Raw genomic sequence first — 13,531 nt, 5'->3', positions numbered from 1 at the left:
GTACCGAGCGAGCGCGACCGTCGGGCGGCCGGCGCGGCGGCTGTGGGCTATTCGGCCAGTTGGGCGAGGTCGCGCAGGCGGCGGCCCTGGGCGGCGCGCTCGGCCGCGCGCTGCTCGTCGAAGGTGCGGCCCGACGCGCCGCGCAGCAACGCCTTGGTCTCGATGACGGCGTCGCGCGGCGCGGCCAGCAGCGCGGCGGCCAGGTCCCGCGCGGTCGCCTCCAGCTCGGCGGCCGGCACCACGAGGTTGGCCAGCCCGGTCCGCTCCGCCTCCTCGGCGTGCACGAACCGACCGGTGGCGCAGATCTCCAGCGCGCGGGCGTACCCGACGAGGGAGACCAGCGGGTGGGTGCCCGCGAGGTCCGGCACCAGCCCAAGGCTCGTCTCGCGCATCGCGAACTGCGCGTCGTCGGCACAGATGCGCAGGTCACAGGCGAGCGCGAGCTGGAATCCGGCACCGATGGCATGTCCTTGGACCGCGGCTATGCTGACGATGTCGTTGCGCCGCCACCAGGTGAACGCCTCCTGGTAGGCGGCGATGGTCGCGTCGAGTTCCGCCTCGGAGCCGCGCCCCATGTCGACGAAGGACGGCTCGCCCTCGAAGCCCTCGGGGGTGAACGCCTGTCGGTCGAGCCCCGCGGAGAAGGACCTGCCCTCTCCGCGCAGCACCACGACGCGCACGGTGCCCGGCAGCAACCGCCCGGCCTCGACCAGGGCCCGCCACAGGGCGGGCGTCTGGGCGTTGCGCTTGGCCGGGTTGGTCAAGGTCACCGTGGCGATGGCGTCATCGACGGTCAGGCGTACGCCGTCCGTGTCGAGCAGGGTCACTGAAGCCTCCGGTCGGTCGGCAGCGGTCACTGCAGCCTTAAGTTAACTGCACAGTAACCACCGTGCCGACCGAACCATCGACCGGGTGCCGCCGACGACGTAACCGGTACGCCGCGGCGACGTGACGCGCGCTCGAACCTGGGACGGACACGCGCTGTGTGGGTCAGGTCGAGGCGGCTTTCTTCCCTCGTGTCGCTCCGCCGCGACCACGCAGCGTCACTCCGGACTCGCTGAGCATTCGATGGACGAAGCCGTAGGAACGGCCGGTCTCTTCGGCCAGCGCGCGAATGCTCGCACCGGAGTCGTACTTCTTCTTGAGGTCTGCCGCGAGCTTTTCGCGCGCGGCGCCGGTCACCCGGCTGCCCTTCTTCAGAGTCTCGGCCACCCGTGCCTCCTCATGGGAAGTGCGCTATGGGACTCTCATGATCACCCCTAGCCGCGCTCCTGGCCACCCATTCGACAAGGTCGGCGTGACCGGCTTGCCGGCGGCGAGCGGCCGAAAGGCCGCTGGAAGGCCGAATTCCGGATGTCGGCGCGCGTGCGGCCATTCGGAGTGCGCGGCGAAGCGGCAGGTCAGGGAGGGCACCAACGGGGCTCCCGACGATCGCCGAGCGCTACTCTGCGTGCGCACGCGCGGGTGGCGCCGGCACGCCGGGAGATGAGCCCTTCTCACCCAGATGAAGGATCACGTCTCGGCCGAATGATCCAGAACATCTGGATCAAGCGGCGGCACGCGCCCCGCGACGCCGGCCCGCGGGCGTCAGGCGAGGGCCACGAGGTCGGCGTAGTCCTGGCCCCACAGGTCCTCCACGCCGTCGGGCAGCAGGATGATGCGCTCGGGCTGGAGCGCGTCCACCGCGCCCTCGTCGTGGGTGACCAGGACGACCGCGCCGGTGAAGGTGCGCAGCGCGCCCAGGATCTCCTCGCGGCTGGCCGGGTCGAGGTTGTTCGTGGGCTCGTCGAGCAGCAGGACGTTGGCCGAGGAGACCACGAGCGTCGCCAGCGCGAGCCGGGTCTTCTCGCCGCCGGACAGGACGCGCGCGGGCTTGTCCACGTCGTCGCCGGAGAACAGGAACGAGCCCAGCGTCTTGCGGATGTCCACGAGGTCCAGGTCGGGCGCGGACGAGCGCATGTTCTCCAGGACGGTGCGGTCCGGGTCCAGCGTCTCGTGCTCCTGCGCGTAGTAGCCGAGCTTGAGGCCGTGGCCGGGGGTGACGGTGCCGGTGTCGGGCTTCTCGACGCCGGCGAGCAGCCGCAGCAGCGTGGTCTTGCCGGCGCCGTTGAGGCCCAGGATCACCACCCGCGAGCCACGGTCGATGGCCAGGTCGACGTCGGTGAAGATCTCCAGCGACCCGTACGACTTGGACAGGCCCTCGGCGGTCAGCGGGGTCTTGCCGCACGGCGCGGGGTCCGGGAAGCGGAGCTTGGCGACCTTGTCCGAGACCCGCACCTCGTCGAGGCCGGCGAGCAGCTTCTCGGCGCGGCGGGCCATGTTCTGCGCGGCCACCGTCTTGGTCGCCTTGGCGCGCATCTTGTCGGCCTGCGAGTTGAGCGCGGCGGCCTTCTTCTCGGCGTTGGCCCGCTCGCGCTTGCGGCGCCGCTCGTCGGCCTCGCGCTGGGCCTGGTAGAGCTTCCAGCCCATGTTGTAGATGTCGATGTGAGCGCGGTTGGCGTCCAGGTAGAAGACCTTGTTGACGACCGTCTCGACCAGTTGGACGTCGTGCGAGATGACGATGAAGCCGCCGCGGTAGGTCTTGAGGTAGTCGCGCAACCAGACGATCGAGTCGGCGTCGAGGTGGTTGGTCGGCTCGTCCAGGAGCAGCGTGTCGGAGTCGGAGAAGAGGATGCGGGCCAGTTCGACGCGGCGGCGCTGACCGCCGGAGAGCGTGTGCAGGGGCTGGCCGAGCACGCGGTCGGGCAGCCCGAGGCTGGCGGCGATCGTGGCGGCCTCGGCCTCGGCGGCGTAGCCCCCCTTGGTGAGGAACTCCGTCTCCAGGCGCTCGTACCGCTTCATCGCCTTCTCCCGGGTGGCGCCCTGGCCGCCGGCCATCCGCTCCTCGTTCTCGCGCATCTTGCGCAGCACGACGTCGAGGTCGCGGGCGGAGAGGATGCGGTCGCGGGCGAGCACGTCCAGGTCGCCGGTGCGCGGGTCCTGCGGGAGGTAGCCGACGTCTCCGGAGCGGGTGATGGTGCCGGCGGCGGGGGTGCCCTCGCCGGCGAGGCACTTGGTGAGCGTGGTCTTGCCAGCGCCGTTGCGGCCGACGAGGCCGACACGGTCGCCCTTGGCGATACGGAACGAGGCGGACTCGATGAGAACTCGGGCGCCTGCGCGCAGCTCAAGGCCGGTGGCGGTGATCACGGGGAAGACTCCAGGGCGGAATACGGACGGCGGAAGGGACAGGCGCGCAACCACGACCGCACGCGGCGCACCGGGCGACGGCGGCGGACGGCGCACCCCAGCGACGAAGGCGGGGCCGGGCGGAAGCCGTCTAGTGCGCAAGGAGAATGGCCATGCCGTCCACTGTAGCGGTGCGCGGCAAGTGCTTTACCGGGGGTAGGACGGGAACGCGCCGCTCCCGGCGTTGTCGTACCCCGGTGCCAGACTGTGAAGCGCACCACAGTCATGAGGCGCTTCGCGCCGCCGCCCCAGCGCCCTGGAAGCACCAGCACCCGGAAGGTGATCACCATGGCAGCCACCGCCACCGGCCGCCCGACGCTCTACCCGACCCTCCTCTACCGCGACGCCCAGGCCGCCATCGCACAGCTCACGACGGCCTTCGGCTTCACCAGGCAGGCGGTGTACGAGGGGGACGGCGGCGTGGTCCTGCACGCCGAACTGGCCTACGGCAACGGCACGGTGATGCTCGGCTCCCGGCGCACCGAGGGCGCGTTCGCCAGGGCGATGGCGGACGCCGGGCCGGCCGGGATCTACGTGGTCGTCGAGGACACGGACGCGCACCACGCGCGGGCCCGGGAGCACGGCGTCGAGATCCTCATGCCGCCCACGGACCAGGCGCACGGCTCGCGGGACTACATGGCGCGCGACATCGAGGGCAACGTCTGGAGCTTCGGCACGTACGCCCCGGCCACGGCCGGCTGACGCCCGCGCCCGCGCTCACGCACGACCGCCCGCGCACGACCGGTCGGGCCGCCCCGGCCGGGCCGGCCGTGCGCGAGCGGGGCCGGCGGCCCGCGGCGGTCAGGTGGTTATCCGGCGCCGGGAGCGTCGGTGAGGACGGCCCCGCCCTCCAGCATCCGTTCGACCGCGTGGGCCGGGTCCACCAGCGCCTCCGGGGTGTGGATGCCGGGCGGTACGGGGGCGCCGCGCAGCGCGAGCAGCCGCTCGACGCCGAGCGCCATGCCGAGCGCGGTCAGGGGGCGCTGCCCCGCCGCGTGGGTGAGGTAGCGGCCCGTGCGGAGCGGCGCGCCGCCCGGGGCGGCGCCCTCGATGTCGATGCGGACCTCCAGGGAGGCGGGGCCGCCGCGGCGGCGGCCCGTGGAGGCGCCGACGGCGAAGGCGAAGTGGACGTTCGGCGCGTCCGTCGCGTGGGCGATGCTCGGCACGTCGAGGATGGCGATGTACTCGCCGGGCACGGCGGCCCCGTCGGAGGCGATCACCTCCGCCCGCGCGTCGGGGGCGGGGAGCCAGGTGAACACGCCGTCGCGGCGCACCAGGGCCGCGGAGGTGGTGGCGGACCAGCGTTCCAGGTCGGCCATGCCGGCCGGCCCGCCGGTGTCCCGCTCGTCCAGTACGGCGCCGATCCGGACGGCGTCGACCCGCTCGAACTCCCGGGCCAGGTGGGAGACCGCCAGCGTGAGGGCGCCGGCGCACCAGTGGCTGGCCAGCAGGATGGGCGCGGCACCGGTGTTCTGGGCCCCCATGACGACCTCCGGCGCGATGTCCACCGGGCCGCTGGAGACGCTGAGGTAGGGCAGCCCGCGCCGCTGGGCGTACCGCAGCCCGTGCAGGCGCTCGTCCCACAGCGCGGCGACGACCGCCGAGTAGCTCTCGTCGGCCGGGCGTCCGAGGTCGCCGCGCGTCAGGTCCACGCGGACGGCGGTGGCGGCGCCGAGCCGGTCGGCCACCCGCCGCGCGCGGTCCAGGTCCCGGCCCGCGATCGTCAGCGGCAGCGTCGGGTACCACCGCCGCAACAAGGCGGCCGTCTCCGTCCCCGCCTGCCCCGATCCACCCAGCATCAACACCGATCGCTGTTCCATCAGTGGCCTCCCAGCCCTAAGTTACATTTCGTAGCTTACATTTTGTAGCTAGACTGGGCCGCAGACGCAAGGAGGGAGCCATGGCCACATCACCGACCCGGCTGTCCAAGCAGGCCAGGCGGGAGCAACTGCTCGACGCGGCGCTCGGGCTCGTACGCGCCCGCGGCGCCGACGGCCTGACGCTGGTCACCCTCGCCGAAGCGGCCGGGGTGAGCAGGCCGATCGTGTACGACCACTTCGGCACCCGCGCCGGGCTGCTGCTCGCGCTCTACCGGCGACTGGACGAGCGGCATCGCGCGGCGTCGACCCGGGCGTTGGCGGCTGCCGCACCGACCGCCGAGGCGATCGCCGACGTCCTGAGCGCCGCGTACTTCGCCTGCGCCACCGACATGCCGGAGTTCGCGGCCGTCTCCGCCGCGTTGAAGGGCGACCCGGAGATGGAGGCGGCGCGGCACGAGATGCTGGAGAGCTACACGCGGGCGATGGCCGACGCGTTCGCCCCGCACTCCGGGCTGGCCCCGGAGGCGATCCAGCTCCGCTGCGTCGGCCTGCTGGGCGCGGCCGAGGCGCTGGCCACCGAGCTGAACCGGGGGCGGACCACCGCCGCCGAGGCCACCGCCGCGCTGGCCGACCTGATCGCGGGCGGCCTCACCGGCGACGCCACCGACCGCTAGCAGGCGCCGCGCGTCGGGGCGCGGCAACGCGAAGCGCCCGCCGGCCGGGTTGGTCGGCGGGCGGGCGCGGTTCTCGGGGCGGCCTACGGCTCACGGCTCGCTGAGCCGCCGGGCCGCTACCGGCCGTGCCTCGGCGCGGACGGGCGCGGGCGGCGAGCCGGGATGGCCAGAGCCGGGCGGTGGGCCGGGGTGGCCGGGCGTGAGCCGTGAGCCCAGGTGGCCGGTCCCGGGCCCGGTCGGTTGGGCTGACGGGACCGGGCCGGCCCCCTCACGTACCGCCCGTGTGCACCTGGAAGGCGGCGCGCCGCACCGCCTTGGCCAGGGCCGGGTCGGGGTGGGCGGCGGCCAGGGCCACCAGCACCTGGACCGTGCGCGGGTGGCCGACCTCGCGGACCTCGGCCAGCAGCGCGGGAACCGTGCCCTGGACGGCCGATTCGAGGTGGCGCACCAACAGTCTTATCTCGCCGTGGTCGGCGATCGCCGCCGCCGTGTCCACCCAGAGCCAGGTGGCCTCCTCGCGGGTGAGCACCTCAAGGGTGTCCTCCGGGTCGGCGCCCTCCTGTTCGGCGAGCCAGAGCAGGGCGTAGGGCCGCAGCCGGGACTCGTCCACGGCGGCGCGCACCGCGGGCTCGGCCGGGGCGCCGACCACCCGCAGCGCCTCGAAGGCGAGCCCGCGCAGCAGCGCGTCGTCGCCGCGCGCCGCGTCGAGCAGTTCGGTGACCGCGCTGCCCACCGGGCGGGCGGCGAGCCAGGCGCGGTACTCGGCGCGGGCCGGGCCCGGGGTGAGCTGGGCGCAGCCGCGCAGCATGTCCTCGGCGGGCTGCTCGATGTTGCCGGCGGGGCTCTGGGCGGCGACGCAGATCTGCTCCAGCTTGACCCACACCGCCCAGTTGCCGAGCGCGGTCAGCTCGGCCTCGCGGTCCTCCACGGCGTCGGCGTCGCGCACGACGAGCGCGTCGACCTCGGCGAGCCCGCCCAGCGCCCAGGTCAGCAGCGACTCGGGGACCTCACAGGCGGACGCGCCCGCGCCGGTCCCCTCCCCCGCCGCCGCCTCCGCGGCACTCGGCGGGGCGGCCGTGGCCAGGTCGAGGCCGGCGTGCGGGCCGGGCAGCGGCTCGGGCGGGGCGGCCAGGCGAGGGCCCGGCTCGGCGGCGCCGCGCTGCGGGGCACGCTGGCCGTAGGGGACCTCGCAGCGCTCCGTACGCAGCTCCGCGACCCGCTTGCGCAACAGGTCGAGCAGGGCGGGGAAGCCCACGGGGCCCGCCGAGAGCTGCAACAGCGAGAGCAACTGCGGCACGGCCTCGATGACTTCGGCCACGGCGGCCGGAGTGGCCTCCGCGTCGGCCCGGCCGCGCGGGCCCCGGTCGTCCGGCAGCCAGGGGTGGGCGATGGACCAGGCGTCGAACAGCGCGACCCAGCCGCGGAGCACGGCCGAGTCGTCGCGGTCCCAGGCGCGCAGCCGCCAGCCCGCCCGGGCGGCGCCGCCGTGCAACTCGATCAGGCCGGCGAGGCGGGCCCGGTCCCAGTCGGTACGTACCTGAGCGGGCGTCAGGCCGAGGGCCGTGGCCGCGCGGTCGGCGGCCACGTCGGACAGGGCGCCGTACGCCCCTGGCCGCAGCGCCGCGTCACCGTTCGGCTCGGCGGCGGCCCAGCGGGCGACGCGGGCGGCACCGGCGAGCGAGGCCCGTGCCTGGCGGGCAAGTTCCGCGGGTGGCGGGGTGCCCTCCGGTGGTCGTGGAGCGGGGCGGGTGCCGCGCTGCGGCACTGCCCGGCGGGCACCGGCGATCGGCCGGTGGGGGACGAGTCGGAGTCGGGAGTCGCGCGGGGTACGGGACGTCACAAGAGCAGTCTTGCCCCTGACGGCCCGAAAACCCAATCGGTGGTCATCCGGCCGCGTTCCCGCAACGGGTGTGGCGGTTGGGGCGGATGAGCCGCCTCCCTGGGCCGTATGGGCGTCGGCCGATCCGAACGCCCGCGCGAGCCGAACACGGCCGTGGCACGAAAGTCGGGCGAGCGCGGCATGGCGGCCAGGTGAAGGGCGGGCGTCGGCCGCGCTCGGGCGCGCCCTGCCGAGGCCCACGGCGGGGCGCCCGGCCGGCGGGCCCGTCGCGGGAGGGGGCGCTCAGACCAGCGGGGTGAGGAAGCGGCGCAGCGCCTCCTCGTACCCGACGGGGTCGGCGTTCCACATCGCCGCGTGCGGGGCGCGCGGCACGCTGCGCAGGGTGACCAGGTCCGGGCGGCGCTCGGCGAGGGCGCGGGAGCCGGCCCAGGGGGCCAGGTGGTCGTCGGGCCCGTGCACGATCAGCGTGGGGACCTCAAGGCGGCCCGCGTCGGCCAACTCGGCGAAGTGCTCCGCGTGCAGGGACGCGCGGCCCTGCGCGGCGCGCACCACGAGCGGCAGCAGCGCGGCCGGCGTGCCACGGGCGACGGCGATGGCGCGCAGCGTGGCCTGCCAGTCGAGCACGGGCGAGTCGAGGACCAGGCCGCTGATCAGGTGGCGCAGGGGCGAGTGCGCCGCGGTGTGCAGGGCCATCGAGGCGCCGGTGGACCAGCCGTGGAGCACGACGCGCCGCGCGCCGCGCTGTGCCGCGTAGGCGACGGCCGCGTCGAGGTCGCGCCACTCGGTGTGGCCCAGGTGGCTCACCCCGTCGGGTGACGGGGGCGCCCCGGCGTCCCCGCGGTAGGACACGTCGAGCACCGGGAGTTGCTTGTCGTGCAGGAACCCCAGGACGACCAGCGGGTGCTCGCGGGTGCCACCCAGGCCGTGCACGGTGATCACCCAGGTGTCGCGGGCGGCCGGCACGTACCAGGCGGGGAGCGCGCCGAGTTCGCCCGGGACCTCCACGTCCTCGTAGGCGAGGCCGAGCGCCTGGCCGGGGTCGCCCGCGTACACCTGGGGCGTGAACCAGACGCGCGCGCCCGGCTCCAACGTGCCGCGGGTGACCGATTCCAGGCGGCGCACGACGCAGTCGGCGGGGTGCGGCGCGCCCTCGACGACGGGGCCGACGGCGGCGTGGCAGCCGTCGCCGGTCAGCCCGTACGTCCCGGGGCGCTGGGAGGCCAGGGTGCGGGTCAGGGTGACCTGGCCGGCGGCGGTCGAGTGCACGGTGAGCCTGGGCTCGCCGGGCAGCGGGCGGTCGGGGGTCAGGGCGGCACCGCTGGCGTACCGGCCGGCCAGCACGGCCGTCCCGGCACCCAGCACGGTGGTGGCGGCGACGGCCGCCGCGGTACGCGGGCGCATCCTCCCCAGTGTGGGCGGGGAGCGGCGCGCCGGCCAGTGGGCACCCGTCCGCCGGGTGAGCCGCCACCCGGCCCCGGGCGCCGGGGCCGGGCGCGCGCCCGTGGCCGGGCCGGCGTCAGGCGGGCGGCGCGCCGGCTGGTCCGGGGGGCTGGCCGTAGCCGCGCAGGCGGTCGGTGGCCTCGTCGAGCTGTGCGGCGGTGAGCAGCGCGGGGGCGCGGCCGGGGACGGCAGCGGCGGCCAGCCAGACCTGGCACATCCACTCCAGTTGGGCGGTGTGCTCGTACGCCCGGCGCAGGGTGTCCGCGTAGACGACCGTGCCGTGGTTGCGCAGCAGGCAACCGGTGCGGTCGCGGAGGGCGGCGAGCACGTGCCGGGCGAGTTCGTCGCTGCCGTAGAGGGCGTACGGGGCGACGCGGACGGGGCCGCCGAGCGCGCCGGCCATGTAGTGGACGGCGGGCAGTTCCGTGACGAGCGTGGAGACGGCGGTGGCGTGCACGGCGTGCGTGTGCACGATGGCGCGGGCGTCGGTGGCGCGGTAGATCGCGAGGTGCAGCGGGAGTTCGCTGGTGGGGCGCAGGTGGCCGACGCGCACGCGGCCGTCGAGGTCGACGGCGACCAGGTCCCGGGGGCCGAGCGCGTCGTACGGCACACCGCTCGGGGTGACGAGGACGGTGTCGCCCACCCGCGCCGAGACGTTGCCCGACGTGCCGACGACCAGGCCGTCGCGCGTGCTGCGCCGGGCCGTGGCCACCACCTCGCGCCAGGCCGGCGCGAGCGTCGCGGGGTCCGGGACGGCGCCCGCGGCCCGCCGCTCGTGCCGCTCGTCCCACTCGTCCCCGACGCCTCGCTCGTCCGTCTCCCGTGCCATGGGCCACCTCCGGGCCCGATCCTGTCAGGCCCCCTCGCGCCGCGCGCCGGCCGGTGGGCGAGGGGGCCGGCCGAGCCGTCCCGTCGGGTCGTCACGGACGGTGCGGAAGGCTGCTCCGTACGGGTTACGGGAGAACAGAAACGGGAGATCGGATGTCCGTCACATGTACAACGGATTGAGGTCCGCCGCAGGCCGCTCGCACGCCGCTGACCTGCGACGTTGGACGGCCAACGAGGAGGTGTGAGCATGTCCCCGCCACACCCCCCGGGCCACGTCACCGCGATGCCCTACCTAGTTCACCTTCTGTTCACTCTTCGTACCTACGGTCGCCGGGACGTTGCTCCCTCAACGATTGCCTGGGTGAATGGAACACATCACGCTTCTCATCGGGATCGTGATCATCACGGCCTTGGTGTTCGACTTCACGAACGGCTTCCACGACACGGCCAACGCCATGGCCACCACCATCTCGACGGGGGCGCTGCGGCCCAAGACCGCGGTGGCCATGTCGGCGGTACTCAACCTCGTCGGCGCGTTCCTGTCGGTGGAGGTCGCCAAGACCATCTCCGGCGGCATCATCGACGAGGGGTCCGGCATCCAACCGGAAGTCATCTTCGCCGGTCTGGTCGGCGCAATCGTCTGGAACCTGCTGACCTGGCTCGCCGGGTTGCCCTCCAGTTCCTCCCACGCCCTCTTCGGCGGCCTCATCGGCGCCACCCTGGTCTCCGTCGGCATGGACGGGGTCAACGGCGACGCGGTCGTCATGAAGGTCCTCATCCCCGCGGTCGCCGCCCCGCTGGTGGCCGGCGTCGCCGCCCTCGTCGCCACCCGGCTCACCTACCGCATCGCCCGCGACCGCGACCCGCGGGACACCGCCAAGGGCTACCGCGCCGGACAGATCGCCTCGGCCGCCCTGGTCTCGCTGGCACACGGCACCAACGACGCGCAGAAGACGATGGGCGTCATCACCCTGGCCCTGGTCACCGGCGGCGTCGTCGCGCCCGCCTCCGACCCGCCGATGTGGGTCATCGTCTCGGCCGGTGTGGCCATCGCGCTCGGCACCTACCTCGGCGGCTGGCGCATCATCCGCACCATGGGCAAGGGCCTCACCGACATCCAGCCGCCGCAGGGCTTCGCCGCCCAGACCGGTGCCGCGACCGTCATCCTGGCCTCCTCGCACCTCGGCTTCGCGCTCTCCACCACCCAGGTCTGCTCCGGCTCCGTGATGGGCTCGGGCCTCGGCCGCAAGGGCGGCGTGGTGCGCTGGTCCACCGCCGGCCGGATGGTCATCGCCTGGGGCCTGACGCTGCCGGCCGCCGGCCTCGTCGCCGGCGCCGCCGCCCTCCTCGCCGACCAGGGCGACTGGGGCGTGACCACGGTCGCCGTGCTGGCCGTCATCGCCTGCGGCGCCATCTGGCTGGCCTCGCGCCGCAAGCCGGTCGACCACACCAACGTCAACGACGTCGAGGACGCCCCGGCTCCGGCCGCCGCGGCCGTCGCCGCGGACGCGACCGTCCCCGCCACGGCGGACGCCGCCGCCGAGCCGGTCGGGATCGTGACCGCCGCGGTGCGCAGCGTCGCCCCGCCGCCCACCGAGGCGGCCCTCGCCCAGGCGGCCAGCGACACGGCGCCGCAGCCTGCCGCTCCCGGGGACCCGTCGGCGACCGCAGCCGACTCGCTGCCGGCGCAGCCGACCGGCGCCGAGCGCGAGGCGCGCGGCGCCGCGCCGACCACCGCCACACCCGCCACTTCGGCCGCCGCGCCCGCCAAGGCCACGGTCTAGCAGCGGCCGGCCCCGTCCCTCCGTACGGGGCCCGGGTACGCGCCTCGCGCCCGAGCCCCGTACGACGCGGCAGTACCGCCCCGACGACAAGGAAGCAGTGCCATGAACATCGACTGGGCCGCACTCGGCCAGGTCTTCGGCGTGAGCCTGGTGGTGACCGTCGCCATGGTGGGCGTCTTCACGCTCGGCATCGTCGGCACCTCCGCCAAGCCCTCCCGCGACGCGGCCACGGGCGCCGCCGGCACGGCCGGTGGTTCCGGTGCGCTGGCCCGCTCCGGCGCGTACGCCTGCTTCGCGCTGTGCGCGGCGGCGGTGGCGTACGGGATCTATCTGATCGTCGCCTGAGCCCGGAGTTCGTAGCTCGTAGTTCCTCGCCTGGGGCGGTCGCCGCCGCGGGCGCCTCGCCCCGGGCGGGCGGTGCCGTGTGGACACGGCGCCGCCCGCCCGGGGTGCGTGCGTGGCGTGCGGCGCGCGGGGCGGGCGTGCCTCGGCTCGGGCGCGCCGCGCGCGATGGGCCGTCCCGTCGCAGGTCAACGGCGAGTTGACGGGTCTTCCCGGGCCGTGGTGGACTGCCGGAGCCAAACGGCGACAGCAGAGGAAGCCGGTGTGAGTCCGGCGCGGTCCCGCCACTGTCACCGGGGAGCGCTCCCCCAGCGCATGGTCACGGCTCGCACACGGCGGGCTGGAAGGCCGGGGTGCGGCGTCGATCCGGGAGCCAGGAGACTCTCGCCGCCGATCACGTCGAACCAGGGCGCGGACCCTGAGTGAGGACACACCGCCATGGCCTGCTGCCGTCCAGCGCCCTTCGCCCTGCCCCCGTCGCCACGTCGCCGCCGCCCCTTCGGGCCACGGCGACCCGGCGCGGCCCTCCCCCTTCGAGGCGCGACGGCGAACTGACCCATGCGTACCGATCATGTTGCGTACGCCTGCGGTGCCGTCCTCGGCTTTCTGGGCGACCGTGCCGTCGGCGATCCGCGCCGGGGCCACCCGGTGGCCGCCTTCGGGCGCGCCGCCGGCGCCGTGGAGCGACGGTTGTGGCGCGACGACCGGGGCCGCGGGGCCCTGCACACCGCCGTGTGCGCCGGCGGCACGGTGCTCGCCGGGGCGCTGCTGGCACGCGCCGCGCGCCGCCCGGCCACCGGTCGGCCCGCGCGCCCGGCCACGACGCTGGGCGGCATCGCCGCCGAGACGGCGCTGACCGCCGCCGCCACCTGGGCCGTGCTCGGCGGCACCACGCTCGGGCGGGAGGCCCGGGTGATCGGCGCCGCGCTCGCGGCGGCGGACGTCGACGCGGCCAGGGACGCGCTGCCGCGACTGTGCGGGCGCGATCCGCAGGCCCTGGACACCCAGCAGATGGCGCGGGCGGTCGTGGAGTCGGTCGCCGAGAACACCTCGGACGCGGTGGTCGGCGCCCTGGTGTGGGGCGCGGCCGGCGGTGTGCCGGGGCTGCTCGGCTTTCGCGCGGTGAACACGCTGGACGCGATGGTGGGGCACCGCTCGCCGCGCTACCGCAAATTCGGCTGGGCCTCGGCCCGGCTCGACGACGTGGTCGGCTGGCCCGGCGCCCGGCTCACGGCGGCGCTGGCCGTGCTCGCCGGGCCGGACCCGCGCGGCGCCTGGGCCGTCGCCCGGCGCGACGCCGGCAGCCACCCGAGCCCCAACGCGGGCCCGGTGGAGGCCGCGTTCGCCGGCGCCCTCGGCGTGCGGCTCGGCGGCACCCTCGCGTACGCGGGCCGCGTCGAGCACCGGCCGGTGCTGGGCGCTAAGAACCGGCCGGTCGAGGTGGCCGACATCGAGCGCGCCGTACGGCTCTCGCGCCGGGTGAGCACGCTGGCCCTGGCGGTAACCGTCGCCGGGCGACTGGCGTACGGCGCCGCCACCATGGGCACGCACCAGGGGAACCGATGAGGGGGACGGGAC

Annotated in this window: 12 protein-coding genes and 1 riboswitch; of the genes, 5 read left to right on the top strand and 7 right to left on the bottom strand. The window is 75.4% G+C overall.

The genetic code is table 11. From position 1 onward, the window contains the following. Positions 1 to 47: 47 nt before the first annotated feature. The 3 genes from AC3CHW_RS28280 to abc-f form a co-directional block, all read right to left on the bottom strand. Positions 48 to 827, bottom strand: a complete 780-nt coding sequence (locus AC3CHW_RS28280) for an enoyl-CoA hydratase/isomerase family protein (protein WP_488468328.1) — start codon at positions 825 to 827, stop codon at positions 48 to 50. Between the two features lie 163 nt (positions 828 to 990). Next, positions 991 to 1,212, bottom strand: a complete 222-nt coding sequence (locus AC3CHW_RS28275) for a helix-turn-helix domain-containing protein (RefSeq protein WP_176160981.1) — start codon at positions 1,210 to 1,212, stop codon at positions 991 to 993. A 375-nt stretch (positions 1,213 to 1,587) separates the two neighbouring features. After that, on the bottom strand, positions 1,588 to 3,186 hold the full coding sequence (gene abc-f / locus AC3CHW_RS28270) for a ribosomal protection-like ABC-F family protein (RefSeq protein ID WP_176160982.1): 1,599 nt from the start codon (positions 3,184 to 3,186) through the stop codon (positions 1,588 to 1,590). Positions 3,187 to 3,513: 327 nt separating this feature from the next. On the opposite strand from abc-f, the gene AC3CHW_RS28265 reads away from it, so the two are divergent. Continuing rightward, entirely contained in the window at positions 3,514 to 3,927 is a 414-nt protein-coding gene (locus AC3CHW_RS28265; RefSeq protein WP_398609886.1) for a VOC family protein, read from the top strand. Positions 3,928 to 4,034: 107 nt separating this feature from the next. Here the strand turns inward: AC3CHW_RS28265 and AC3CHW_RS28260 are convergent, their stop codons facing one another. Beyond that, positions 4,035 to 5,045, bottom strand: a complete 1,011-nt coding sequence (locus tag AC3CHW_RS28260; RefSeq protein WP_488468327.1) for a saccharopine dehydrogenase — start codon at positions 5,043 to 5,045, stop codon at positions 4,035 to 4,037. A gap of 80 nt (positions 5,046 to 5,125) precedes the next feature. On the opposite strand from AC3CHW_RS28260, the gene AC3CHW_RS28255 reads away from it, so the two are divergent. Then, positions 5,126 to 5,719 (top strand): TetR/AcrR family transcriptional regulator, encoded by a 594-nt coding sequence (locus AC3CHW_RS28255; protein WP_488468326.1) that lies wholly within the window; start codon positions 5,126 to 5,128, stop codon positions 5,717 to 5,719. Between the two features lie 268 nt (positions 5,720 to 5,987). On the opposite strand, the gene AC3CHW_RS28250 is transcribed toward AC3CHW_RS28255, so the two are convergent. From AC3CHW_RS28250 to AC3CHW_RS28240, 3 genes are all read right to left on the bottom strand, one after another. Next, positions 5,988 to 7,559 (bottom strand): hypothetical protein, encoded by a 1,572-nt coding sequence (locus tag AC3CHW_RS28250; RefSeq protein WP_488468325.1) that lies wholly within the window; start codon positions 7,557 to 7,559, stop codon positions 5,988 to 5,990. A 282-nt stretch (positions 7,560 to 7,841) separates the two neighbouring features. Next, positions 7,842 to 8,960, bottom strand: coding sequence for an alpha/beta hydrolase (locus AC3CHW_RS28245; protein ID WP_488468324.1), 1,119 nt, complete (start codon positions 8,958 to 8,960; stop codon positions 7,842 to 7,844). Positions 8,961 to 9,075: 115 nt separating this feature from the next. After that, positions 9,076 to 9,828 (bottom strand): class II aldolase/adducin family protein, encoded by a 753-nt coding sequence (locus tag AC3CHW_RS28240; protein WP_488468323.1) that lies wholly within the window; start codon positions 9,826 to 9,828, stop codon positions 9,076 to 9,078. Positions 9,829 to 10,192: 364 nt separating this feature from the next. Here AC3CHW_RS28240 and AC3CHW_RS28235 point away from each other — a divergent pair, with 364 nt between their 5' ends. From AC3CHW_RS28235 to AC3CHW_RS28225, 3 genes are all read left to right on the top strand, one after another. Beyond that, entirely contained in the window at positions 10,193 to 11,611 is a 1,419-nt protein-coding gene (locus tag AC3CHW_RS28235; protein ID WP_488468322.1) for an inorganic phosphate transporter, read from the top strand. 102 nt (positions 11,612 to 11,713) lie between these two features. Continuing rightward, a complete protein-coding gene (locus AC3CHW_RS28230) occupies positions 11,714 to 11,956 on the top strand; it encodes a hypothetical protein (RefSeq protein WP_176160990.1) in 243 nt (80 codons plus the stop codon). 250 nt (positions 11,957 to 12,206) lie between these two features. Continuing rightward, positions 12,207 to 12,336: riboswitch (cobalamin riboswitch) on the top strand. Between the two features lie 175 nt (positions 12,337 to 12,511). Further along, the gene (locus AC3CHW_RS28225) at positions 12,512 to 13,519 is read left to right on the top strand and encodes a cobalamin biosynthesis protein (protein ID WP_488468321.1); all 1,008 of its coding nucleotides are present in this window, start codon (positions 12,512 to 12,514) and stop codon (positions 13,517 to 13,519) included. Positions 13,520 to 13,531: the final 12 nt, after the last annotated feature.

The organism is Streptomyces sp. MGP-BFMKR1 (assembly GCF_057766585.1).
Note: the sequence above shows the minus strand (reverse complement) of the source record. Positions and strands in the feature narration are given on the sequence as shown.

Excerpts from the sequence above, each read along its gene's own strand:
- AC3CHW_RS28265 (WP_398609886.1), top strand. The coding sequence starts at position 3,514 with ATGGCAGCCACCGCCACCGGCCGCCCGACGCTCTACCCGACCCTCCTC.
- AC3CHW_RS28260 (WP_488468327.1), bottom strand. The coding sequence starts at position 5,045 with ATGGAACAGCGATCGGTGTTGATGCTGGGTGGATCGGGGCAGGCGGGG.
- AC3CHW_RS28255 (WP_488468326.1), top strand. The coding sequence starts at position 5,126 with ATGGCCACATCACCGACCCGGCTGTCCAAGCAGGCCAGGCGGGAGCAA.
- AC3CHW_RS28245 (WP_488468324.1), bottom strand. The coding sequence starts at position 8,960 with ATGCGCCCGCGTACCGCGGCGGCCGTCGCCGCCACCACCGTGCTGGGT.
- AC3CHW_RS28240 (WP_488468323.1), bottom strand. The coding sequence starts at position 9,828 with ATGGCACGGGAGACGGACGAGCGAGGCGTCGGGGACGAGTGGGACGAG.
- AC3CHW_RS28235 (WP_488468322.1), top strand. The coding sequence starts at position 10,193 with ATGGAACACATCACGCTTCTCATCGGGATCGTGATCATCACGGCCTTG.
- AC3CHW_RS28230 (WP_176160990.1), top strand. The coding sequence starts at position 11,714 with ATGAACATCGACTGGGCCGCACTCGGCCAGGTCTTCGGCGTGAGCCTG.
- AC3CHW_RS28225 (WP_488468321.1), top strand. The coding sequence starts at position 12,512 with ATGCGTACCGATCATGTTGCGTACGCCTGCGGTGCCGTCCTCGGCTTT.